Here is a 22,772-nt window from a genome sequence, read left to right as displayed (position 1 = left end):
GCCATTGCGGATCACATAGACGATCCCGCTCACGATCCGTCGGTCATCAACACGCGGCACGCCATGCGCCAAGGGAAAAAACGGCGAGATCCGAGCCATCTGGCGCGCGCTCAGCAGAAACAAATCACTCATCACAGCCTCCTCAAACAAGACTGTGAATCACATCTCAAATCAATTTAATAGGTCCTGAACCTAACTGGTAGTCTGGTCGACGTGATCAAAATTGCGGTGCTCTTGACAGCGGAATTAATTTATAAAGATTATAAAGTAATAGGAGAAGAAATGGGCATCCACCACGGCGCCGTCCTGCGCATCCTGCGCGACCACGGTCCGCAATCGCGAGCCGAACTGGCGCGACGTACCACGCTGTCGCCGACTGCGCTGACCCACCTGACAGCCCAGCTCCTCAAAGATGGCACGGTGACGGAGCTGACCCAGAGCGCCGCTTCGGGCGCGGCCGTCGGGCGGCCTGCCATCAGCATCGCGCTAGTGCCGGAATCGCAGTTCGTCGTCGGCGTGCATCTCGGCGCCGGCACCATCCACGCAACGATCACCGACTTGAAGGCTGCGCCGAAGACGATGGCTTCGCTGCATTTCGATACAGACACCAGCCTGCCTAAGGCGGTGATCGGCAAAGTGGTCAAAACTGTCGAAGGATTGATCGGCAAGACCGGCATCGCGCGCTCGCGCCTGCTCGGCCTCGGGCTCGGCGTGCCGGGACCGGTGGACACCGCGCGCCGCCGCAACCTGCAGTCGATCAATTACGACTGGAAGGACGTGCCATTCGCCGACGAACTGGAGACGGCGCTCGGCATGCCGGTGGTGGTCGAGCACAATGTCAGCGCCATGGCGCTGGCCGAGTCGCGCTACGGCATCGGCCGCGACGCCGACGCTCTGCTCTACATCTATCTGCGCACCGGGCTCGGCGCCGGGTTGGTCGTCCACGGCATGCCGTTTCGCCCGGGCGGCCACGGCGCCGTCGAGCTCGGCCACATCCAGGTGGTGGAGCACGGCGAGCGCTGCGCCTGCGGCAGCACCGGTTGTCTAGAGACCTTCCTGTCCGAGCGGGCGCTGGCGCGCGCCGCCCATATCGACAAACCGCATCCGAAGAACCTGCTCGCGGCGGTCGAGCACCATCCCGAGGCATGGAGCGCAGCGGTGCGCCACCTGACAACGGCGATCGCCAGCGCGACCAACCTGCTCAACCCCGACCTGATTGTCTTCGGCGGCCATCTCGCCGAGGCGCCGGACAGTTTTCTCGACGCCATCCGCGAGAAGGTGCCGCCGCGCGTGTTGCCGCCGATGCGCGACACGTTGCGCTTCGAGAGGTCGAGCCTCGGCGCGGGCGCCGGTGCGATCGGCGGCGCCGCGGCGGCCCTCGACCATCTCTTCTATTCCGGAGTTCCCAGATGAGCGCACCGGCGAAGATAGCGAAGCCGCTCAGGCAGGATGGCAAGGGGCAGGGCGCCGATCTCTCCAGCCTTGCGCTCAACCTCGTCGGCCTCGTCGCCGGCATCGCAGGCTGGTGGGCGCTGACGGCCAGCGGCGCGGTCGGCCTGCCGCCGCCCCCCGACGTGGCGCGCAAATTTGTCGACCTGATCGCCAACGGCCAGCTTGCCACCGACATCCTGTCGTCGCTGGCGCGTGTGCTGACCGGCTTCCTGCTCGGCGTGCTGTTGGCCGTGCCGATCGGCTTCGTCATGGGCTGGTACAAGGTCGCCCGCGCGCTGATCGAGCCCTATCTGCAATTCTTCCGCATGATCCCGCCGCTCGCCATCATCCCGCTGGCGATCGTGACGATGGGCATCGACGAGACGCCGAAGATCTTCGTCATCTTCCTCGCCTCCTTCCTCGCCAGCGTGGTGGCGACCTACCAGGGCGTCATCAGCGTCGACAAGACGATGATCAACGCCGCCCGCGTGCTTGGCGCGAAGGATCTGACGATCTTTCTCAGGGTCATCATTCCCGCTTCGACCCCATTCATCCTGGTCGGCGTGCGCATCGGCCTCGGCTCCGCCTGGGCGACGCTGGTGGCGGCGGAGCTGATCGCGGCGCAGACCGGTCTCGGCTATCGCATGCAGCAGGCGCAGCTCTATTACGACCTTGCCACCATCTTCGTCAGCCTCATCACCATCGGTCTGCTCGGCCTCGCCATGGACCGGCTGTTGCTGGCCGTCGAGCGCCGGCTGACCGTCTGGCAGGAGCGGGTGTGATGCAGCCGAAGATCGTTTTCGAGAACGTCACGCGCCGCTTCGACCTCGGCCACCAGTCATTCGTCGCGCTGGATCGTTTCTTGCTCGATGTCGCCGACGGCGAGTTCGTCACCGTCGTTGGGCCGTCCGGCTGCGGGAAATCGACCGCGCTCAACATCGCCGCTGGCCTGCTCGCGCCAAGCGAAGGCGAGGTGCGGGTAGACGGCAAGGCGGTCGAAGGCCCCGGCCCCGAGCGCGGCATGATCTTCCAGCAATACGCCCTGTTTCCTTGGCTCACCGTGCGCCAGAACGTCGAGTTCGGCCTGCGTATCAAGGGCGAGCCGGCGGTTGGGCGGCGCGAGAAGGCGGATTATTTCATCAATCTTGTCGGTCTCGGCGATTTCGCCGACGCTCTGCCGAAGACACTGTCGGGCGGCATGAAGCAGCGCTGCGCCATCGCCCGCGCCTATGCCGTCGATCCGTCTGTGCTCCTGATGGACGAGCCGTTCGGCGCGCTCGACGCGTTGACGCGCGTGCAGTTACAGGACCAGTTGCTGGACACGTGGCGGCGCGAGCGGCGCACGGTGATGTTCATCACGCACGACGTCGATGAGGCGGTCTATCTGGCGAACCGGGTCATCGTCATGGCGGCGCGTCCGGGCCGACTGAAGGAGATCATTCCGGTCGAGCTGCCTTATCCGAGAACCGAGGAGATCCGGCTGTCGTCGGAATTCACGGCCATCCGCAACCGCGTCTGGCACGCGGTCTATCACCAGCAGGGAACACAAAGAGAGGAGAACTGACATGACACTGACACGCAGAGGCTTCCTTACCTCGTCAGCCGCTGTAGCCGCCTTCGCAGCCGGCGGCCTGCCGGCACGGGCCGAAGGCGCCCCCGCCCGCATCGGCTACAATGGCGACTTCTGGGGCGCCAGCATCGCGGCCGTCGCCAGCGACCAGGGCTTTTATGCCAAGCACGGCGTCGACGCCGACATCAAGGTCTTCACCAACGGGCCGATCCAGGTGCAGGCGCTCGGCGCCGACAGCCTCGACTTCGGCTATATCGGGCCGGGCGCACTGTGGCTGCCGGCGACCGGCAAGGCCAAGATCATCGCTGTCAACGACGTCGGCTTCTCCGACCGGGTGATCGCACAGGCCGGCATCAATTCCATTGCCGATTTGAAGGGCAAGAAGGTGGCTATCCCGGCCGGAACTTCCGGCGACATGCTGCTTCGGCTGGCGCTGCAGAAGGCCGGCATGGCGATGAGCGATCTGAACATCGTGGAGATGGACCCAAGCACCGTCGTCGCGGCCTTTTCGTCAAAGCAGGTCGACGCCGCCGGCATCTGGTATCCCTTCGTCGGCATCATCCAGAAGAACGTCCCCGACCTCGTCGAACTGGCGAAGAACAAGGACTTCTATCCGCAGAACACCTTCCCGAGCGCCTTCATCACCCGCAACGACCTGGTCGAGAGCAATCCGGACCTAGTCAAGAGGATGATCGGTGCCATCAAGGAAGCGGCGGACTGGCGCGCCGCCAATCAGGACAAGGCGATCGAGATCACCTCGAAATTGCTGGGTATCCCCGCCGACCAGCTCAAGACCGAGGCCGGCTACGGCAATTTCATGACCTCGGACGAACTGGTGAAACTGACCAAGGACGGCACGGTGAACGGCTGGTTCTCGACCATGAACGAGCTGTTCAAGACCTTCGGCAAGTTCGACAAGTCGCTCGATCCGAAGGACTACTACCTCGGCGACATGTACGTCGAAGCCTGACCATCACATCGACATCGGAGGTCCGATCCTGATCGGACCTCCGCATAATTTCCCCCGTGACATTCCCCAGCGGCGAGTATCCCATGAACGTTCTCTACATCGATATCGACAGCCTGCGGCGCGACCATCTTGGCTGCTACGGATACCATCGTAACACTTCGCCGGTGATCGACGGCCTGGCGCGCGACGGCATCCGCTTCGAGAACGTCTATGTCTCCGACGTTCCCTGCCATCCCTCGCGCACCGCGCTGTGGAGCGGGCGGCACGGCCTGCGCACCGGCGTCGTCGGTCATGGCGGCACGGCCTGCGAGCCGTTCCGCGAAGGCCCTGAGCGCGCTTGGGCCGGCACCTTCTACGAGGAGGGCTGGATGCGCGCGCTGCGCGATCTCGGCTATCACACCACCACGATCTCAAGCTTCGGCGAGCGCCACGGCTGCTGGCACTGGTACGCCGGCTTCAGCGAGATCATCAATCCCGGCAAGGCCGGCATGGAAAACGCTGACGAGGTGATGGGACTGGCGCTGGACTGGCTGAAGCACAATGGCAGCCGCGAAAAGTGGTTCCTGCACGTCAACGTCTGGGACCCGCATACCCCCTACCGCGCGCCGGAGAGCTTCGGCGACCCCTTCGCCAGCGAGCCGCTGCCCGAATGGATGACCGAGGCGGTGTTCAGGCGCAGCCACGCCGGCTACGGTCCACACAGCCCGCAGGAGCCGTCCGGCTTCGACGTCGCGCCGGGCGGCTCCGGTTACCGCCGCATGCCCTCCCCGATCAGCGACATGGCGCGCGTAAAAGCCTGGTTCGACGGCTACGACACCGGCGTCCTCTATGCCGACCATCACGTCGGCCTGATCGTCGAGGAGCTGAAGCGGCAGAGCCTGTTCGACGACACCATCATCGTTGTCGGCGCCGACCATGGCGAGAACCTCGGCGAGTTGAACGTCTGGGGCGACCACCAGACCGCCGACGAATACACCTGCAACGTGCCGCTGGTGATCCGCTGGCCGGGCGCGGATGACATGCGTGGCGTTAACGACGGCCTGCACTACCATTTCGACTGGGCAGCGACGTTGATCGACCGGCTTGGCGGCTCCGTGCCTGCCGTCTGGGACGGGCAGTCCTTCGCGCCGGCGCTCAAGCAGGGCAAGGATGGCGGCCGCGACTTCCTGGTGCTCAGCCAGGGCGCCTGGGCGGTGCAGCGCGGCGTGCGCTTCCGCCTCGACGGCGCAGACTGGCTGATGCTGCGCACCTATCACGACGGCTACAAGGATTTCGGCCCGGTTAGCCTGTTCAATTTGAGCGACGATCCCCACGAACAGCACGATCTCGCCGCATCACGCCGCGATATCGTCGATCACGCCAGCCGACTGCTGGAGGATTGGCGCAGCGAAATGACGCGCAAGAGCGACAGCGACGTCGATCCGCTGGTCACGGTCATGCACGAGGGCGGGCCGTTCCACTGCCGCGGCGAATTGCCGGCCTATCTCGAACGGCTGCGTGCAACCGGCCGCTCGGAAGCGGCAGCGGCGCTAGAAGCACGCCATCCCGCGCCGCTGCCGCGCCGCCAATCACTGAATTGAGAAACGCCTGGTGGCTTCGTCATTGTCGCCTCTGCGCCAAGCAATGTCCGCTTTTGGGAGGCGCCCAAACACCATGGACGGCCGATATGGGGCGCGAAGTCGACGTTTAAGAATCCGTTGGAACCAAACTTTTCCGGATGTGAGGACCTGACCCGAAGACGCTAACCGGCGGACCGACACACTGGAAGCTATTCTACCGTCTGCGCGCTGAAGAGAACGATCCATGCTGAATATGTAACGATCCGACGGCAATGTCGCTGATTTTTTATGCACGCATACAGCCTGATTAAATATCAGACACTCTGTCGTTAGCAGATTAATTTATAAGCATTGTAGAACGATGGATCGATCGGAGCCTTCCTTGATAAGCTCCTAAGTGCAAAGAGTTTTCTGGCGCCCGGCATCTTGGCATGCCCCTTGCTTCTTGTGCAATGCACAATAACGAAAGGGGAATGCGTATGTTTGAGATTTCGCGCGTGGGCGGGCGGTTTCTGGGCGCTGCCGCCATTGCCGCCACCATGAGCTTTTCTGGTTTGGCGCATGCCGCCGACGACACGATAAAGGTCGGCATCCTTCACTCGCTTTCGGGGACGATGGCCATCTCCGAGACGACGCTGAAGGACGATATGCTGATGCTCATCGACCAGCAGAACAAGAAGGGCGGCCTGCTCGGCAAGAAGCTGGAGGCCGTCGTCGTCGATCCGGCTTCCAACTGGCCGCTCTTCGCCGAAAAGGCGCGCGAGCTGATCTCCAAGGACAAGGTGTCGGCCGTGTTCGGCTGCTGGACCTCGGTCAGCCGTAAATCCGTGCTGCCCGTTTTCAAGGAGCTCGACAGCATCCTCTTCTACCCCGTGCAGTACGAAGGCGAGGAGAGCGAGAAAAACGTCTTCTATACCGGAGCCGCGCCGAACCAGCAGGCGATCCCGGCGGTCGACTACCTGATGAGTGCCGATGGCGGCTCGGTGAAGCGCTGGGTGCTGGAAGGCACCGACTACGTCTATCCGCGCACCACCAACAAGATCCTCGAAGCCTACCTGAAGGCCAAGGGCGTACCGGCCGAGGACATTGTGGTCAACTATACCCCGTTCGGCTTCTCCGACTGGCAGACCGAGGTCTCCAAGATCAAGAGCTTTGGCTCGGCCGGCAAGAAGACGGCCGTGATCTCCACCGTCAACGGCGATGCCAACGTGCCCTTCTACAAGGAACTCGGCAACCAGGGCATCAAGGCGGAAGACATCCCGGTCATGGCGTTCTCTGTCGGCGAGGAGGAGCTTTCAGGCATGGACACCAAGCCGCTGGTCGGCCACCTCGCCGCCTGGAACTATTTCGAGAGCGTCGACACGCCGGCGAACAAGGCCTTCATCGACGAGTGGCACACATTCATCAAGAACGACAAGCGCACCACCAACGACCCGATGGAAGCCCACTATATCGGCTTCAACATGTGGGTTAAGGCGGTCGAGAAGGCCGGCACCACCGATCCGGACAAGGTCATCGACGCCATGGTTGGCGTCAGCGTACCGAACCTGACTGGCGGCTACGCTACCATGATGCCGAACCATCACATCACGAAGCCGGTGCTGATCGGCGAGATCCAGGACGACGGCCAGTTCGAGACCGTCTGGCAGACTCCTGGCACCGTTCCGGGAGATGCGTGGTCCGACTATCTGCCGGGTTCGAAAGACCTGATCTCCGATTGGCGCAAGCCGATGTCCTGCGGCAACTTCAACGTCAAGACCGGCAAGTGCGGCGGTGAAGGAACCAACTGAGCGATCATGACTTGACCGCGACGCTTCCGGGCTGGCTCCTCCTCTCGCCGGCCCGGAAGCCAGAGCCAGAAACCGACAGCAGATTGTATCCTTGATGCTTGTTCTTCGTCCCGCCTTGTTTCTCCTGGCCATCCTGACGACCGCGATGACGGCCGCCCATGCTGACGAGGCGGCGACACGCGCTGCGATCGCCAAATTCGGCCACACCAAAAGCTTCTCCGACGTCGAGAAGGTGGTGAAGGAAGTCGCCTCGACGGGCGATCCCGCCGCAGCACGCGCACTCGACGCGCTCGGCGACGGCAATCTCTATGCGCGCCAGCCGGACGGCGCCGTTTTCATCGTCAGGGAGCAGGCGGACGGTTTCGACCTCTTCGACCCCCTTACTGGCAAGGCTGAAGGTTCCTCCGGCAAGGAGGCGGTGACCAAGGTCAAGGTCAAGAACAGCCTTCGTCGCCTTATCGGCGACACCGTCGGTAACCTGACCTTGGCCGCGAAGGACCCGACCGTGAGGCTGGCCGCCGCGACCACCATGCTGAACAGCCCTGATCCATCAACGATAGAGGCATTGGACGCCGCGATCGCCAAGGAAACCGATGCTTCGGTGCAGAGGCGAATGGAGGCGGCTCGCGCCTCCGCCATCCTCGTCTCCAACAGGAGCGACGCCGAAAAGAAAGCGGCGATCGACCTGCTCGGCGCGCGCGGCGACCGCGACTCGCTCTCGCTACTCCTCTCTTACGAAGCCACGGCCAAGGGCGCGCTCAGAGAAAGCGCCGCGTCCGCCGTCTCCAACATCCGCGATGTGCTCGCCTGGTGGGGCGTGGCACAGAACGTCTGGTACGGCGTCTCGCTCGGCTCGGTACTGCTGCTGGCGGCGATCGGCCTTGCCATCACCTTCGGCGTCATGGGCGTCATCAACATGGCGCATGGCGAGATGGTCATGCTCGGCGCCTACACGACCTTCGTCGTGCAGGAAATCATCCGCTCCTCTTTTCCGGGCCTGTTCGACTGGTCGCTGGCCATCGCGCTGCCGCTCGCCTTCCTGGTCGCCGGCACCGTCGGCCTCGTCATCGAGCGCGGCATCATCCGCTTTCTCTACGGCCGACCGCTGGAGACGCTTCTGGCGACATGGGGCGTGTCGCTGATCCTGCAGCAGGCGGTGCGCACCATCTTCGGACCGAACAACCGCGACGTCGGCAACCCGTCATGGATGTCCGGTGAGTTCGACATCGGCCAGCTTGCGATCACCTGGAACCGGCTTTGGATCGTGCTTTTCGCCCTCGCCGTCTTCGCCGTGCTTCTCTACGTCTTCAATCGCACGTCCTGGGGCCTGCATATGCGAGCCGTCACGCAGAACCGCCGCATGGCATCCTCCATGGGTATTCGCACCCCCTGGGTCGACGCACTGACTTTCGCCCTCGGATCGGGCATCGCGGGCATCGCCGGGGTCGCGCTTTCGCAGATCGACAACGTCTCACCTAATCTCGGCCAGAGCTACATCGTCGACAGCTTCATGGTGGTGGTGTTCGGCGGGGTCGGCAACCTCTGGGGCACGCTGGTCGGCGCCTTCTCGCTCGGCATTCTCAACAAGTTCCTCGAACCCTATGCCGGGGCCGTGCTCGGCAAGATCCTGATCCTCGTCTTGATCATCCTGTTCATCCAGAAGCGCCCACGCGGCCTGTTCGCGCTCAAAGGCCGGGCGATCGAAGCATGATCACGCGCCGCGCTTTCTCCGACGGACTTACCTGGCGCGTCGCGATCGCCGTGCTGGCGCTGGTGGTGGCGGCGATCATCGTGCCGGTCCTCAATCTCGCCATGCCGGCCGGCAGCGCGCTTCATATCCCGACCTATGTTGTCACGCTGTTCGGCAAATACTTGACATACGCCCTGCTGGCGCTGGCGCTCGACCTGGTATGGGGCTATTGCGGCATCCTCTCGCTCGGCCATGGCGCCTTCTTCGCGCTCGGCGGCTATGCGATGGGCATGTACCTGATGCGCCAGATCGGCTCCCGGGGCGTCTACGGCAATCCGGTCGTGCCCGACTTCATGGTCTTCCTGAACTGGAAGGAACTGCCCTGGTTCTGGTACGGCTTCAGCCACTTCTGGGTCGCCGCGATCATGGTCGTGCTGGTTCCCGGCCTGCTTGCCTTCGTCTTCGGCTGGTTCGCCTTTCGAAGCCGTGTCACCGGCGTCTATCTGTCGATCATCACGCAGGCCATGACTTATGCGTTGCTGCTCGCCTTCTTCCGCAACGACATGGGCTTCGGCGGCAATAACGGACTGACCGACTTCAAGGACATAGTCGGCTACGACATCCAGTCGGACCAGACGCGGGCGGCGCTGTTTTCGGCAAGCGCGCTGATGCTGGCGCTAGGCGTCATCCTCGTCGCCTTCTTCGTGAAGTCGAAATACGGAAAGCTGATGGTCGCGGTGCGCGATGCCGAGAGCCGGACGCGCTTCCTCGGCTGGCGGCCGGAGAACGTCAAGCTCTTTGCTTTCACCGCTTCCGCCATCATGGCCGGCATCGCCGGCGCCCTCTACGTGCCGCAGGTGGGCATCATCAATCCGAGCGAATTCGCTCCGGCCAACTCGATCGAAGTCGTCATCTGGACGGCGGTCGGAGGCCGGGCCACCATCGTTGGCCCGATTGTCGGGGCGTTGATCGTCAATTGGGGCAAGAGCTGGTTCACCGGTGCCTTCCCGGAATTCTGGCTCTTCGCGCTCGGCGCCCTGTTCGTCCTGGTGACGCTTTTCCTGCCCAAGGGCATCGTCGGCACATTGGTCGACGGCTGGTCGGCACTACGCGCGCGTCGTCTGTCCGCGGCAGCCGAGAAGTGGGTTGAGCCGGACGGTTCTCCCGGCGGCGAGCAATTGCTGACCGAGGCGGCGGAGTAGGGCATGACCGACGCGAGCAGACCCATCCTCTATCTCGACGGCGTCTCCGTCTCCTTCGACGGGTTCCGTGCCATCAACAATCTCTCGCTGGTGCTGGAGAGGGGAGAGATGCGCGCCATCATCGGTCCGAACGGGGCGGGCAAGACCACGATGATGGATATCATCACCGGCAAGACGAAGCCGGACCAGGGCGAGGTGTTCTTCGACGGCGACATCGACCTCACCCGTCATGACGAGGCGGATATCGCCATGCTTGGCATCGGCCGCAAGTTCCAGAAGCCGACGGTCTTCGAAAGCCACACGGTCGAGGACAATCTGCTGCTGGCGATCAAGGGAGCGCGCAGCATCGTCAAGGCGCTGTTCGACAGGCGTTCGGCACGGCAGGCGGAACGCATCGAGGATATCCTGGCGACCATCCGCCTGACCGCACGGCGGCGCGACCTCGCAGCGGACCTCTCCCATGGCCAGAAGCAATGGCTCGAGATCGGCATGCTCCTGGCGCAGGACCCCAAGCTTCTCCTGGTCGACGAGCCGGTAGCCGGCATGACCGACGCGGAGACCGAGGAAACCGCGCGGCTCTTGAAAGAAATCGCGGAGACGCATTCAGTCATCGTCGTCGAGCACGACATGCAGTTCGTGCGCGATCTCGACGTCAAGGTCACCTGCCTGCACGAAGGGTCGGTTCTGTCGGAAGGCACGCTCGACTTCGTCTCTGCCGACAGCCGTGTCGTCGAAGTCTATCTGGGCAGGTAACGATGACGCGCCCGACCACGATCATTCATCCGGAATTCACGAACCCCCTCTGGCACGCCGGAAGGCTTGCCACCCCCGGCCCTCAGGCCGGGGGCGCAGGGGGACCAGAGACCGGGAGGTCCGATAATGTTGGAGGTTGAGAACGCCACGCTGCATTACGGCGCGGCGGTGGCCCTGCGCGATGTCTCGCTCAAGGCGGAGGCAGGAAAAATCACCTGCGTTCTCGGCCGCAACGGCGTCGGCAAGACCAGTCTGATGAGAGCGATTGTCGGCCATCTTCGGCTGAGATCGGGTGAGGTTGCCTTCGAGGGGAAGGCGCTCGGCCGGAGCGCGGCGTACGATCGCGCCCGGTCGGGCATCGCATTCGTGCCGCAGGGCAGGGAAATCTTTCCGCTGCTCAGCGTGCGCGAGAATCTGGCGACGGGCATGGCGCCGCTGAAGCGCGGGCAGCGCTCGATTCCGGATCATGTCTTCGAACTGTTCCCGGTGCTGAAGGACATGCTCGGTCGCCGCGGCGGCGACCTCTCGGGCGGCCAGCAGCAGCAATTGGCAATCGGCCGGGCGCTGGTCATGCGGCCGAAGCTGCTGGTGCTCGACGAGCCGACGGAGGGCATCCAGCCTTCGATCATCAAGGATATCGGTCGTGCCATCACCTATCTGCGCGACACGGCCGGCCTGACCATTCTTCTCGTGGAACAGTATCTGGACTTCGCCAGGGGGCTTGCCGATTCCGTGGCGATCATGGACCGTGGCCGGATCGTCTTCACCGGAGAAGCCGCCAGCCTGGATGAGCCGGATGTTCGTCGACACCTCATGCTCTGAGAACGTCCGGTATCCGCTGCCGCGACTGCAGCGCGCCAGCGGCAAGGCGCGCCTGGTCTTCCGGCGGCGGGCCGGGGCCACGCATCTCTACAGGCTGCATCAGGACGGATCCATGAAGGTCCGCTTTCCGCGTACGACCGATGGCGTCCCGGAAGCCGTGCTCATCAACACGGCGGGCGGCATGACCGGGGGCGATGTCTTCGGCACGGAAATCGAGTTGCGGGAAGGCGCTCGCGCCATCCTGACGACGCAGGCATGCGAACGCATCTACAGATCGACCGGCGCGCTGGTGAACGTGACGAACCGTATAGCGCTGGAGGCCGGCGCGCGTCTCGACTGGCTGCCGCAGGACACAATCCTCTTCGACGGCGGGCGCATCGAGCGCCGAATGGAGGCCGATCTGGCCGGCGATGCCGAACTGCTCGTTTCCGAAGCGACCGTCTTCGGCCGAGCCGCCATGGGCGAGATCGTCCAAGACGGCTCTTTCCGCGACCGTTGGCGCATCCGCCGCGACGGCAGGCTCGTCTTCGCCGACGAGCTTCGTCTCGACGGCGACATCGCTCGTCAGTTGCAGCGGCCCGCCATCCTCGCCGGCAATGCGGCGATGGCCACGGTCCTGCTGGTCGCATCGGAATGCGAACGATTCCTTGAGCCGGCGCGCGAGGTCATCGAAGACGCCGGCGGCGCCAGCGCTTGGGGCGGCAAGCTCCTGGCCCGCATTGCCGCGTCCGACAGCCTTTGCCTGCGCCGTACCCTGATTCCCCTGCTATCCCTTCTCTCGGCCGGCAGGGCGCTTCCAAAAGTCTGGCAATTGTAAGGGCAAAAGATGAACCTGACGCCACGGGAAAAAGACAAGCTGCTCGTCGCCATGGCCGCGATGGTGGCTCGCAGGCGGCTGGAACGCGGCGTAAAGCTGAACCATCCGGAGGCGGTGGCGCTGGTCAGCGATTTCATCGTCGAGGGCGCTCGCGACGGACGTTCCGTGGCCGAACTGATGGAAGAGGGCGCGCATGTCGTCACCCGCGAGCAGGTGATGGAAGGCGTCGCCGAGATGATCCACGACGTCCAGGTCGAGGCGACCTTTCCGGACGGCACCAAGCTAGTCACCGTACACGAGCCGATCCGCTAGGCGATAGCAGGGAGGACGACGAAATGCTGGAACTGCGACCCAGTTGCGAATGCTGCGACAGGGACCTGCCGCCGGATGCGGCCGACGCGATGATCTGCACCTTCGAATGTACCTTCTGCGCCGATTGCGCCGAGCATGTGCTGAAGGGCGTCTGCCCCAATTGCGGCGGCAATTTTGCGCCGCGCCCGATCCGGCCCGCCGCGAAGCTGGCGAAATATCCGCCCACGACACGACGGGTGTTCAAGCCGGACGGCTGCGCCGGCAGCAATGCTGCCTGACCTACCGATAACCATTTTGAAGACAAGGATTTTCCGATGAATGCTGATCCGCTAAAGAAATTCTCGTTTGCGGCGCTTCTGATGGCCGCCGCGACCATGCCCGCCTACGCCCATATCGGCATCGGCCCGACTTCGTCCTTTTCGGCCGGCTTCGACCATCCTCTTTCGGGTCTGGACCATCTGACGGTCATGATCGCCGTCGGGCTCTGGGCGGCATTGAGGGGCGGCAAGGCGATCTGGGCGTGGCCAGCCGCTTTCGTCGGCGTCATGCTGGTCGGTGCGGGGCTGGGCATGGCGCATGTCCCGGTCCCGTTCGTCGAGCCCGGCATTTTGGCGTCGGTCGTCGCGCTCGGGCTGCTGGTGGCGTTGGCCGTCGACCTTCCCGTGTCGGCAGGCGTCGCCATCATCGGCATCTTCGCGCTGTTCCACGGCCACGCGCACGGAACCGAGGTGCCGGAGAATGCCGGCGGCTTCGAATACATGATGGGCTTCGCCGTCGCGACCGCGATGCTGCATGCGGTCGGCATCGGCGTCGGGCTTGCTTCCGGCCTCCGCTACCGTGCACTGACGCGCGCGGCGGGCGCGCTCTGCGCCGCGATCGGCGTAGGCCTCGCGTTCGGCGCGTTCTGAGGCGCCGTCATGATCCCCGGAGAAATCATAACCGCCGATGGCGACATCGAACTGAACGCCGGCAAGGAAGCCTTCACGCTGATCGTCGCCAATCGCGGCGACCGACCGGTGCAGGTCGGCTCGCACTATCATTTCTTCGAGACCAACGCCGCGCTCGACTTCGACCGCGACGCGGCGCGCGGCATGCGGCTCGACATCGCCGCTGGCACCGCCGTGCGTTTCGAGCCCGGCCAGAAGCGGGAAGTGCGGCTGGTGCCTTATGGCGGGACCCGCAGGGTCTACGGCTTCAACGGCAAGGTGATGGGAGAGCTTTGATGGCAACACTGTCCCGCTCTTCCTATGCCCAGATGTACGGTCCGACTGTGGGCGACCGCGTCCGGCTTGCCGATACCGAGCTTTTCATCGAGGTTGAAAAGGACCTCACCGTTTATGGCGAGGAGGTCAAGTTCGGCGGCGGCAAGGTCATCCGCGACGGTATGGGGCAAAGCCAAGCCGCACGCAGCGAAGGCGCGATGGACACCGTCATCACCAATGCGCTCGTCCTCGATTCGACCGGCATCTACAAGGCCGATATCGGGCTGAAGGACGGCCGCATCGCCGCCATCGGCAAGGCCGGTAACCCGGACACCCAATCTGGGGTCGACATCCTCGTCGGACCGGGCACGGAGGCGATTGCCGGCGAAGGCAGGATCCTGACCGCCGGCGGCTTCGACGCGCATATCCATTTCATCTGCCCGCAGCAGATCGAGGAAGCGCTGATGTCGGGCATCACCACCATGCTCGGCGGCGGCACCGGCCCTGCGCACGGCACGCTGGCGACGACGTGCACGCCCGGCCCGTGGCATCTCGGCCGGATGATCCAGTCCTTCGACGCCTTTCCCATGAATATCGGCCTTTCCGGCAAGGGCAACGCCTCGCTGCCGGGCGCGCTGGTCGAAATGGTCAGAGGCGGCGCCTGCGCGCTGAAACTGCACGAGGATTGGGGAACGACCCCGGCGGCGATCGACAACTGCCTGTCCGTCGCCGACGAGTACGACGTGCAGGTCATGATCCATACCGACACTCTGAACGAAAGCGGTTTCGTCGAGGATACGGTCGCTGCCTTCAAAGGCCGCACCATCCATGCCTTCCATACCGAAGGCGCCGGCGGCGGCCATGCGCCCGACATCATCAAGGTCGCCGGCCTGCCGAACGTCATACCCTCCTCGACCAATCCGACCCGGCCCTACACCAGGAACACGATCGCCGAGCATCTCGACATGCTGATGGTCTGCCATCACCTGTCGCCGTCGATTCCCGAAGACATCGCCTTCGCCGAAAGCCGCATCCGCAAGGAGACCATCGCGGCGGAGGATATCCTCCACGACATGGGCGCATTCTCGATCATCTCCTCCGACAGCCAGGCGATGGGCCGCGTCGGCGAGGTGATCATCCGCACCTGGCAGACGGCCGACAAGATGAAGCGCCAGCGCGGTCGGCTTTCGGAAGAGAGGGGTGGGAACGACAATCTGCGCGTTCGCCGCTATGTCTCGAAATACACGATCAACCCGGCCATCGCCCACGGCCTCTCCAAGGAGATCGGTTCCATAGAGGTCGGCAAGCGCGCCGACCTCGTCCTGTGGAGCCCGGCCTTCTTCGGCGTGAAGCCGGACATGGTGCTGCTCGGCGGGTCGATCGCCGCAGCCCCGATGGGCGATCCCAACGCCTCGATTCCGACGCCGCAGCCGGTGCACTACCGGCCGATGTTCGGCGCCTACGGCAGGGCGGTCGCCAATTCCTCGGTGACCTTCGTGTCGAAGGCAGCGCTCGACGGCGGGCTGAAGGAGAAACTCGGCGTCGACAAGGAGATGCTCGCCGTGGAGAATACGCGCGGCGGCATCGGAAAAGCCTCCATGGTCCTCAACGACGCCACGCCGCATATCGAAGTCGACCCGGAAACCTATGAGGTGCGGGCCGATGGCGAGTTGCTGACCTGCGAGCCGGCGGAGATATTGCCCATGGCCCAACGCTATTTTCTGTTCTGATCATGCTGCGAGCCACATCCCACGCCCACCGCATCGAAGCGGAGCCGTTCGGCACGCTGACACTGGATTCCAATGACCGGCACCTGCGCCGCAAGCTGGTCACCACCGATCAGGATGTTCAGGTGATGGTCGATCTTCCGGCGCCAGTTCTGCTGGCCGACGGCGACGCGCTCATCCTCGAGGATGGCGGCGCCATTCGAATCCTCGCGGCGACGGAAGAACTCTACCAGGTCAGGCCGGGCAGGGTGCCGCTACGGCATCTGGCCTGGCATATCGGCAACCGTCATCTTGCCGCGCAGATCGACGAGGACCGGATCCTCGTCCGCCGCGACCATGTCATCCGCGACATGCTGGAAGGGCTGGGCGCCACCGTGGAGGAGGTGGCGGAGCGCTTCCAGCCCGTGCACGGCGCCTATCACAGTCACGACCATGGACACGCGCAGGGCCACGATCATGGACATTCGCATGCGCGCGGGGCGCATGGCCATCACCATGACTGAAGCATCCGGGCATACGCTGCTGCGGCTGATGACATGGCTGTCCCCGGCTTTCCCGGTCGGCGCCTTTTCCTACAGTCACGGGATCGAGCGCGCCATCGAGGAAGGCGTCATAGGAGACCGCGCCGGCCTGGTCGGCTGGCTTGGCGAACTGCTTGTGCGCGGGTCGGGCTGGAACGACGCCGTTCTCCTGGCGGAAAGCTGGCGGCAGGCGAAAGCCGGAGGCGCCAGTCAGGCAGCGGAACTGGCGGAGGCGCTGGTCGGTTCCCGCGAACGGCACATGGAAACCACGCTGCAGGGCGAAGCCTTCATCGCGGGCCTGGCTTCCTGGTCGAATAAAGCCCGCCCCGCCGTCCCGGAGGGCGCGCCTTATCCCGTTGCGGTTGGGGCGGCGGCGGCACAAAATGGTATTGCGGTGGAAGCGGCGCTTACCGCCTATCTTCACGCCTTCGACTCCAATCTGGTGCAGGCGGCGGTGCGTCTGGTGCCGCTCGGCCAGAAGGACGGGGTCGCCGCGCTGGCGGCGCTGGAGGAGACAGTGCTCGCAACCGCCGCGCGGGCCGCCGGTTCGACGCTTGACGATCTGGGGTCGTCCGCCTTCATGTCCGAGATCATGGCCATGCGGCACGAAACGCAATATTCGAGGGTTTTCCGCTCATGAGTTCTGCCAACGGACCGCTTCGCGTCGGCATCGGAGGGCCGGTCGGCGTCGGCAAGACGACGCTGACGGAGATGTTGTGCAAGGCGATGCGCGACCGCTATTCGGTCGCCGTCGTCACCAACGATATCTTCACGAAGGAAGACCAGATCATCCTGAACCGGGTGCAGGCGCTGCCGGAGGAGCGCATTCTCGGCGTCGAGACGGGCGGCTGCCCGCATACGGCAATTCGCGAGGACGCCTCGATCAATCTGGCCGCGATCGCCGAGATGCACCGCCGCTTTCCCGACCTCGACGTGATTTTCATCGAGTCGGGCGGCGACAATCTGGCCGCGACCTTCTCGCCGGATCTTGCCGACCTGACCATCTATATGATCGACGTCGCCGCCGGGGAGAAGATTCCGCGCAAGGGTGGCCCGGGCATCACGCGATCGGACCTCCTGGTCGTCAACAAGACGGACCTCGCGCCCTATGTCGGCGCCGATCTCGACGTGATGCGCTCCGATACCGAAAGGCAGCGCGGCGACAGACCGTTCGTATTCACCGATATGCGTCGCCGCCAGGGGCTCGACCGGATCATCGAGTTCATCGAGATGCATGGCGGCCTCAAGGCTGAGTAGGGGAATATTGCAACCGCATGACCTTTTGGGGCTAAAGAGTTGATGCGGCCCGTTTCCTTCAATGTGGTACGACGGCTGTCGTGCGGCGAAAATCGCAATCAGTTTTCAATGATAGGATGATCACCTTTTACACACCTGCCACCGCAGATAGGGCCACCGCCGATGTCTGCTTTTGGAAGGCCGCGAAGCAGGGTCTCTATGGCTGATTTGCGGGCGTGAAGCCGCCGTCGTGTCCTGTTGCGCGGCCTGCTTTCGGCCAGGGTCAAGGTTTGGCCAAACGTCTATTTTTAAGGCGCATAGCGGCCTTCCGCTTTATGGAGAATTTAGAGTTTCACGTCTTCCTGCGTCCACCTTTCAAGGGGCGCAGTGGTCCTGCATTCTCCGGCACATCACGGGCGCTGGCTGAGCAGGACAAGAACGGCGCGTGGTGGCTGGAGGCGAAGTACTACGACAAGGACGAGTTTCGCGATGCATGGCACCGGCTGTTGCCTGAGGTTGTAGGGGAGAAGGCGACACAGCGCGAGGGGAGGCCGATTCAGAACGGAGTGCGTCGGCCGAAGCCAGACAGTCTATGTGGCCGTGCCTGGGCGGTCTTCGACGAGTTGTCACAGGAGGGCGATGGCCGGGTATCGATCCGACAATCTCTGGAAATCGCGAAGACACGCGGCCTGAATGAAGGCAATGTGCGCTCCGAGTTCTACCTCTGGCGCAAGTTCAATGGGATCAGCGGGCGCTCAAAGCCGGCCCACTGACATTTCCTGCCGCCGGATACCGTCGAATATTGTTCCGGCTGACACTCGACTACCACCAGAACGCAGGTTCCCGGAATGAGAAGCCGGGCGGCGATAGGGCCGCGGCGGGCTCCGCTTCCATCGTCACTTTCGCCGCACGCTTCATCTCGGTCAACTCTGATAGCGTCCTTTAGGGATCCTGTGGGTTGGTATTGTCATGCTCCAACATGTCCGTCCCAGAGAGTAGCGCAGAGAACTCTACAAGAGACAAAATTGGTCAACGGTATCATTGACGGCGAGGCACCTATCGGATCTGGAACCATGATTGCCATACCTGCTCGATGCATGCGCTCACGCAAGTCACGAAGGTTTTGCATTAGCTCATTCGCGCCTTGCTCCGCCTCAATGTTTCTTGTTTCACTATATTCGCGAATTGCCTGTTCGATGAGCTCATCTACTTCTTTTTGTAATCGACCTATCGAGCTTTTCTTCTCGCCTGTGCGCCCAGAATAATTTTAAATGATCCTGAATCGCCTTTGGCTGCTTTTGACGTATGAAGCTTGGCGATCAATTCTCTTTTATTAAGCACTCTCCCGTCGTCGAGGTGGACACGGTCATACATTGTTCACGACGCCCTCTTGAACAGATCCTGGAAGATGAGAGGCGCCCAGCTATTTCCGCGCGCCTGGACCAGCAGCCCACCTTCCGAAAGCCCGCCAACATTGATCGGCGCGAAACCGAGCTTTTCCGCAAGCGCACCAATCTCCGCTGCGGCGGCGTCATTGTCGCTCGCCAGGAAGACGGCTCTCCTGCCGCCATGCACCGCTGGGTCCTGGTCTAGGACGGCAGCGACCAGATGGTTGAAGCCTTTCACCAGCTTGGCTCCGGTGAACGCCTTCGCGACGACGGCAGAGGACGGGAGACCGTCCAGTTCCTCAGGTGGGGCCTGTGTGTTCATCGCGTCGATGATGGTCTTTCCCTGCCAGGTGGGCAGCGCCCTCGCGACCTCCGGGTGCGACTCGAAACGAACAGCCAAAAAGATGATGTCCGCCTTGACCGCCTCCGCTAGAGTTCTGGGAATGATCGTGGGCCCGATCGCGGCTGCATCGGATGCAAAGCTCCCCGGGTCGCGCGTGGTTGCAACGGATACTTCGATGCCTTTGCGGGCGAACGCCTTGGCTAGGGCCCGGCCGATGTTACCGAAGCCGATGATTGCGTAGCTCATGATAGTCTCCTTTGGCTTTTCGGCGCGGTCAGAGCTTGTAGCCGCCGCTCGCCTCAATCGTCTGGCCGGTCACCCAGTGGCCGGCATCGGAAGCCAGGAACGCTACGACGGCGGCGATTTCCGAAGGCTGGCCAAAGCGTCCCAGTGCGATGTCGGCCTCGACCGCCTTTACGAGTTCGGGATTCTCCCGGAAGGCCGCGTTCGCGTCGGTTCGCGTGTAGCCCGGCGCTACAGCGTTCGCGGTAATTCCGCGCGACCCCAGCTCGGACGCAAGCGCATGGGTCAGGTTGTTGATGGCCGCTTTGGCCATCGAGTAGATCGGCGCGGCGGTCACTGGCTTCGTCGCTGCTGCGGAAGAGATGTTGATAATGCGTCCGCCATCGGCGAGACGATCCAGGGCGGCCTGAACGATGAAGAAGGGCGCGCGGGCGTAGACTGCGATCAGGGTGTCCCAACTGTCCGGCGTCGCGTCCCTGAAACCAACAAAGCCGAAATTGCCGGCGTTGTTGACCAGAATGTTGAGGGCTTTGCTTCCGTTTCGCTTGGTGAACTCGGCGTCCAGTTTCTCGAACAGGGTTGGGACGGTCGCCGGGTCAACGAGGTCCGCATGGATCGCGAACGCAGAGCCTCCAGCTTTCTCGATGGCCGCCATCGCCTCGTCTGCGCCGGATTTGCTGGCGTTGTAAGTCAGCGCGACCGTCGCTCCATCCTTTGCAAGACATTCGGCTATGGCACGGCCAATGCCCCGCGATGCACCGGTAACGAGAGCAGTTTTTCCTTTGAGAGGTTGTTCCATCTGATTTTCTTCCGTGAATGTGTGCATGATCGGATTGAGGGAGTGACTGGCCGTCCGTAGCGCGGTCAGATTTGCGCCAGGCCGCCGTCGACGGCGAGTTCGCTGGCGGTCATGAAGCTGCTGTCCGAAGATGCAAGAAAGGCCGCCGCTGCCCCGATCTCCACCGGATCGGCCATGCGCTGGAGCGGATTCATTGAGGCGAAGACCTTCTGGCCTTCCTCGCCCAGCGCTTCCTTCGCGAGTTCGGTAGCCGTCGGCCCGGGCGACAGCACGTTCACCCGGATGCCGGTGCCCTTGAGGTCTTCCGCCCAGGTCTTCGCGAGGTTGCGCACGGCCGCCTTGCTTGCGCTATAGGCGGTGAATCCCGCGGCACCCGTGGTGCCGGCGCTCGATCCGGTCAGGATGATCGAACCGCCTTCGCCCATCAGCGGGAGTGCCTTCTGGACCGTGAAGATCGTGCCCTTCACATTGGTGTCGAAGGTTTCGTCAATGTGCTCGGCGGTGATCTTCCCGAGCGGGAGCGGATTTCCAGCCCCGGCATTGGCGAAGACGATGTCCAGGGTTCCGCGCTCCGCCTTCACCGCCGCGTAGAGCCGGTCGAGGTCGGCCACATCGGACACCGAGCCCTTCACCGCTCGGGCATCGGGTCCGAGGTCGGCTACCGCCGCGTCGAGCGCTTCCTGCCGGCGGCCGAAGATGAAGACGAAGGCGCCTTCTTCGATGAAGCGCCTTGCCGCGGCGAGGCCGATGCCGGTGGCACCGCCTGTGATGACCGCAACTTTCCCCTCAAGCTTTCCCATGACTTTCCCTTTCGTGGTGTCGGGACAGCATCTGCCCCGAGAACCTCGAAATGGGCCCGTCGGCATCAGTTGTTCAGTGCGGAAAAGCGCATATCGGTGGTGCGAAATCGATCCGGCTAGACGATTGACGTCGGCCATGACGATCGGTGTCCGTCATTCGGGATTGGGTCGCGGTCGCCGGCATAGGCAAATGATACCCCGTCCGTATCGCTGTTCGATGTGTTAGACACAGGCTTGGGAAGGCGCACCGCGTGGTGCGGGATTGCACCATGATCGATTGGGACGACGTTCGCTATTTTCTTGCCGTCGCGCGCGGAGGTTCGGTCCGTGCCGCCGCCGAGCGCCTCGGCGTGAATCACTCGACCGTGCTGCGACGCATCGCCCAACTCGAGGAGCGGCTGGGGGCGCAGATGTTCGAAAGGCTGCCCTCGGGCTACCGCCTGACTTCTGCGGGAGAGGAGGTTCTCGAGTTCGCGGAGCAGATGGAGGCGTCGTCGCATCTGCTGGAGACGCGCGTCTTCGGTCGCGACCAGAGCGCGCGCGGGCTTTTGCGGGTGACGCTTCCACCGTTTCTCGCCACACACCTGCTCATGCCGGATCTCGCCGACTTCGCGCGCCTGCATCCGGATATCGAGATGGAAATCCAGTCCTCAGGCGAGGTGGCGAATCTGACCAACCGGGAGGCCGACGTCGCGATCCGCATCGTCGCCGACCGCAAGAACCTGCCGCTCAATCTTTATGGCGTGAAGGGACCGGAGCTGTTCAGCGGCGTCTACATCTCTCGTGAGCGACTGGCAGCGTGGCGTGCGGGTGCGACAGATCCCATCAGGTGGATCGTCATAGACAATCATGGCATTCCGGTCTGGGCGCGCGAGGGTGAGGTTCACACCACGGGGGTTCCGTTCAGGACCCCCGACGCCGAGACGCAGATCGCAGCGGCGCAGCAAGGAATCGGGATGACGAAACTGCCATGCTTCGTCGGAGATGCCGACCCCCTGCTGGCGAGAGTGCCGGGCACCGACCCGCCCATGCATGGAACGCTCTGGCTTCTGACGCAGGGGGAGACGCGCAAGACGAAGCGCGTGCGGCTCTTCACTGAGTTCGTCTCCCGCAGGCTCGCGGCGTACGCTCCGCTTCTTGCGGGACTGTCCGTATCGCGCGACTGATGCGCGGCAGTTTAGCCGGTGGCGCTTGCAGCGCATAAGAAATGACTTGCCTACAGTGCTCCACAAACAGGCCACTTGCTCCAATCGCAGAAGCCGACACAGAACTCACATTGGCATCGCCGTTGGCGAAAGTGCAGCCGTCGCCGGCCAGATGATCGGATGTCATTTTGCAGGAACAAGGAACCTCGGCTCGAATGACCGAATGGGGCGCGTTGCCGCCGAAGCCCGTTGACCAGATGAAGGACAGCTTTCCCAGCGTAGTCACTCGAAACTTGCCGGACCGCAAACCACCCCAATCCAGTCCTACGCGTCCGGTCGGTCCCCGGATCGGAAAGGATTCAACGAGGCTGTTTTGGAGCCGTTTGCAGTCTGACCGTGAAGCTTACCGTTCTCTAGCGCGACGGACACATTGACCGAGGCCGGAGGCGGCA

Annotated in this window: 25 protein-coding genes; 21 read left to right on the top strand and 4 right to left on the bottom strand. The window is 63.4% G+C overall.

Annotation, left to right across the window (positions count from 1 at the left end):
• Positions 1-132 (bottom strand): transposase (locus ABMA46_RS17990; RefSeq protein ID WP_425475763.1); only part of this gene is annotated, 132 nt, incomplete at its 3' end.
• Positions 133-282: 150 nt separating this feature from the next.
• Here ABMA46_RS17990 and ABMA46_RS17985 point away from each other — a divergent pair.
• The 20 genes from ABMA46_RS17985 (at position 283) to ABMA46_RS17890 (ending at position 18,375) form a co-directional block, all read left to right on the top strand.
• Positions 283-1,413 carry an ROK family transcriptional regulator gene (locus ABMA46_RS17985; RefSeq protein ID WP_349001372.1) on the top strand — a complete coding sequence of 377 codons (1,131 nt, stop codon included), beginning with the start codon at positions 283-285 and terminating at the stop codon, positions 1,411-1,413.
• Complete coding sequence (locus ABMA46_RS17980) at positions 1,410-2,213, top strand: ABC transporter permease (protein ID WP_349001371.1); 804 nt, start codon at positions 1,410-1,412, stop codon at positions 2,211-2,213. The genes ABMA46_RS17985 and ABMA46_RS17980 overlap by 4 nt, the downstream gene beginning before the upstream one ends.
• Positions 2,213-2,995, top strand: a complete 783-nt coding sequence (locus ABMA46_RS17975) for an ABC transporter ATP-binding protein (RefSeq protein WP_349001370.1) — start codon at positions 2,213-2,215, stop codon at positions 2,993-2,995. Before ABMA46_RS17980 ends, ABMA46_RS17975 begins: the two co-directional genes overlap by 1 nt.
• Positions 2,996-3,002: 7 nt before the next feature.
• On the top strand, positions 3,003-3,971 hold the full coding sequence (locus ABMA46_RS17970; RefSeq protein WP_425475769.1) for an aliphatic sulfonate ABC transporter substrate-binding protein: 969 nt from the start codon (positions 3,003-3,005) through the stop codon (positions 3,969-3,971).
• An 83-nt stretch (positions 3,972-4,054) separates the two neighbouring features.
• The gene (locus ABMA46_RS17965) at positions 4,055-5,551 is read left to right on the top strand and encodes a sulfatase family protein (protein ID WP_349001368.1); all 1,497 of its coding nucleotides are present in this window, start codon (positions 4,055-4,057) and stop codon (positions 5,549-5,551) included.
• Between the two features lie 518 nt (positions 5,552-6,069).
• Entirely contained in the window at positions 6,070-7,320 is a 1,251-nt protein-coding gene (gene urtA, locus ABMA46_RS17960) for an urea ABC transporter substrate-binding protein (protein ID WP_349001379.1), read from the top strand.
• Between the two features lie 94 nt (positions 7,321-7,414).
• A complete protein-coding gene (gene urtB, locus ABMA46_RS17955) occupies positions 7,415-9,031 on the top strand; it encodes an urea ABC transporter permease subunit UrtB (protein WP_349001367.1) in 1,617 nt (538 codons plus the stop codon).
• Positions 9,028-10,212, top strand: coding sequence for an urea ABC transporter permease subunit UrtC (gene urtC, locus ABMA46_RS17950; protein WP_349001366.1), 1,185 nt, complete (start codon positions 9,028-9,030; stop codon positions 10,210-10,212). The genes urtB and urtC overlap by 4 nt, the downstream gene beginning before the upstream one ends.
• Positions 10,213-10,215: 3 nt before the next feature.
• Positions 10,216-10,965, top strand: coding sequence for an urea ABC transporter ATP-binding protein UrtD (gene urtD, locus ABMA46_RS17945; RefSeq protein ID WP_349001365.1), 750 nt, complete (start codon positions 10,216-10,218; stop codon positions 10,963-10,965).
• A 126-nt stretch (positions 10,966-11,091) separates the two neighbouring features.
• Positions 11,092-11,787 (top strand): urea ABC transporter ATP-binding subunit UrtE, encoded by a 696-nt coding sequence (gene urtE / locus ABMA46_RS17940; protein WP_349001364.1) that lies wholly within the window; start codon positions 11,092-11,094, stop codon positions 11,785-11,787.
• Positions 11,762-12,604, top strand: a complete 843-nt coding sequence (locus ABMA46_RS17935; RefSeq protein WP_349001362.1) for an urease accessory protein UreD — start codon at positions 11,762-11,764, stop codon at positions 12,602-12,604. Before urtE ends, ABMA46_RS17935 begins: the two co-directional genes overlap by 26 nt.
• Before the next feature lie 9 nt (positions 12,605-12,613).
• Positions 12,614-12,916, top strand: a complete 303-nt coding sequence (locus tag ABMA46_RS17930) for an urease subunit gamma (protein ID WP_349001361.1) — start codon at positions 12,614-12,616, stop codon at positions 12,914-12,916.
• 23 nt (positions 12,917-12,939) lie between these two features.
• Positions 12,940-13,194, top strand: coding sequence for a DUF1272 domain-containing protein (locus ABMA46_RS17925; RefSeq protein ID WP_349001360.1), 255 nt, complete (start codon positions 12,940-12,942; stop codon positions 13,192-13,194).
• 36 nt (positions 13,195-13,230) lie between these two features.
• Positions 13,231-13,824 carry a HupE/UreJ family protein gene (locus tag ABMA46_RS17920; RefSeq protein ID WP_349001359.1) on the top strand — a complete coding sequence of 198 codons (594 nt, stop codon included), beginning with the start codon at positions 13,231-13,233 and terminating at the stop codon, positions 13,822-13,824.
• Positions 13,825-13,833: 9 nt separating this feature from the next.
• The gene (locus ABMA46_RS17915) at positions 13,834-14,139 is read left to right on the top strand and encodes an urease subunit beta (RefSeq protein WP_349001358.1); all 306 of its coding nucleotides are present in this window, start codon (positions 13,834-13,836) and stop codon (positions 14,137-14,139) included.
• Entirely contained in the window at positions 14,139-15,848 is a 1,710-nt protein-coding gene (gene ureC, locus ABMA46_RS17910; protein ID WP_425475767.1) for an urease subunit alpha, read from the top strand. Before ABMA46_RS17915 ends, ureC begins: the two co-directional genes overlap by 1 nt.
• Positions 15,849-15,850: 2 nt before the next feature.
• Positions 15,851-16,348: an urease accessory protein UreE gene (locus ABMA46_RS17905; RefSeq protein ID WP_349001356.1), complete on the top strand. Its 498-nt coding sequence runs from the start codon at positions 15,851-15,853 to the stop codon at positions 16,346-16,348.
• The gene (locus ABMA46_RS17900) at positions 16,341-17,006 is read left to right on the top strand and encodes an urease accessory protein UreF (RefSeq protein ID WP_349001355.1); all 666 of its coding nucleotides are present in this window, start codon (positions 16,341-16,343) and stop codon (positions 17,004-17,006) included. The genes ABMA46_RS17905 and ABMA46_RS17900 overlap by 8 nt, the downstream gene beginning before the upstream one ends.
• On the top strand, positions 17,003-17,623 hold the full coding sequence (gene ureG, locus ABMA46_RS17895) for an urease accessory protein UreG (protein ID WP_349001354.1): 621 nt from the start codon (positions 17,003-17,005) through the stop codon (positions 17,621-17,623). The genes ABMA46_RS17900 and ureG overlap by 4 nt, the downstream gene beginning before the upstream one ends.
• Before the next feature lie 269 nt (positions 17,624-17,892).
• Complete coding sequence (locus ABMA46_RS17890; protein WP_349001353.1) at positions 17,893-18,375, top strand: hypothetical protein; 483 nt, start codon at positions 17,893-17,895, stop codon at positions 18,373-18,375.
• A 604-nt stretch (positions 18,376-18,979) separates the two neighbouring features.
• Here ABMA46_RS17890 and ABMA46_RS17885 read toward each other — a convergent pair.
• From ABMA46_RS17885 to ABMA46_RS17875, 3 genes are all read right to left on the bottom strand, one after another.
• Positions 18,980-19,579 (bottom strand): NADPH-dependent F420 reductase, encoded by a 600-nt coding sequence (locus ABMA46_RS17885; protein ID WP_349001352.1) that lies wholly within the window; start codon positions 19,577-19,579, stop codon positions 18,980-18,982.
• Positions 19,580-19,607: 28 nt separating this feature from the next.
• Positions 19,608-20,375, bottom strand: coding sequence for an SDR family NAD(P)-dependent oxidoreductase (locus ABMA46_RS17880; protein WP_349001351.1), 768 nt, complete (start codon positions 20,373-20,375; stop codon positions 19,608-19,610).
• A 65-nt stretch (positions 20,376-20,440) separates the two neighbouring features.
• A complete protein-coding gene (locus ABMA46_RS17875; protein WP_349001378.1) occupies positions 20,441-21,175 on the bottom strand; it encodes an SDR family NAD(P)-dependent oxidoreductase in 735 nt (244 codons plus the stop codon).
• 269 nt (positions 21,176-21,444) lie between these two features.
• Between ABMA46_RS17875 and ABMA46_RS17870 the strand changes: the two genes are divergently transcribed.
• Positions 21,445-22,341: a LysR family transcriptional regulator gene (locus tag ABMA46_RS17870; RefSeq protein WP_349001350.1), complete on the top strand. Its 897-nt coding sequence runs from the start codon at positions 21,445-21,447 to the stop codon at positions 22,339-22,341.
• Positions 22,342-22,772: the final 431 nt, after the last annotated feature.

Source organism: Mesorhizobium hunchu (genome assembly GCF_040081975.1).
GTDB lineage: Bacteria > Pseudomonadota > Alphaproteobacteria > Rhizobiales > Rhizobiaceae > Mesorhizobium > Mesorhizobium hunchu.
The sequence above is the reverse complement of the archived record's forward strand: the minus strand, read 5'-3'. Positions and strand labels throughout refer to the sequence as shown.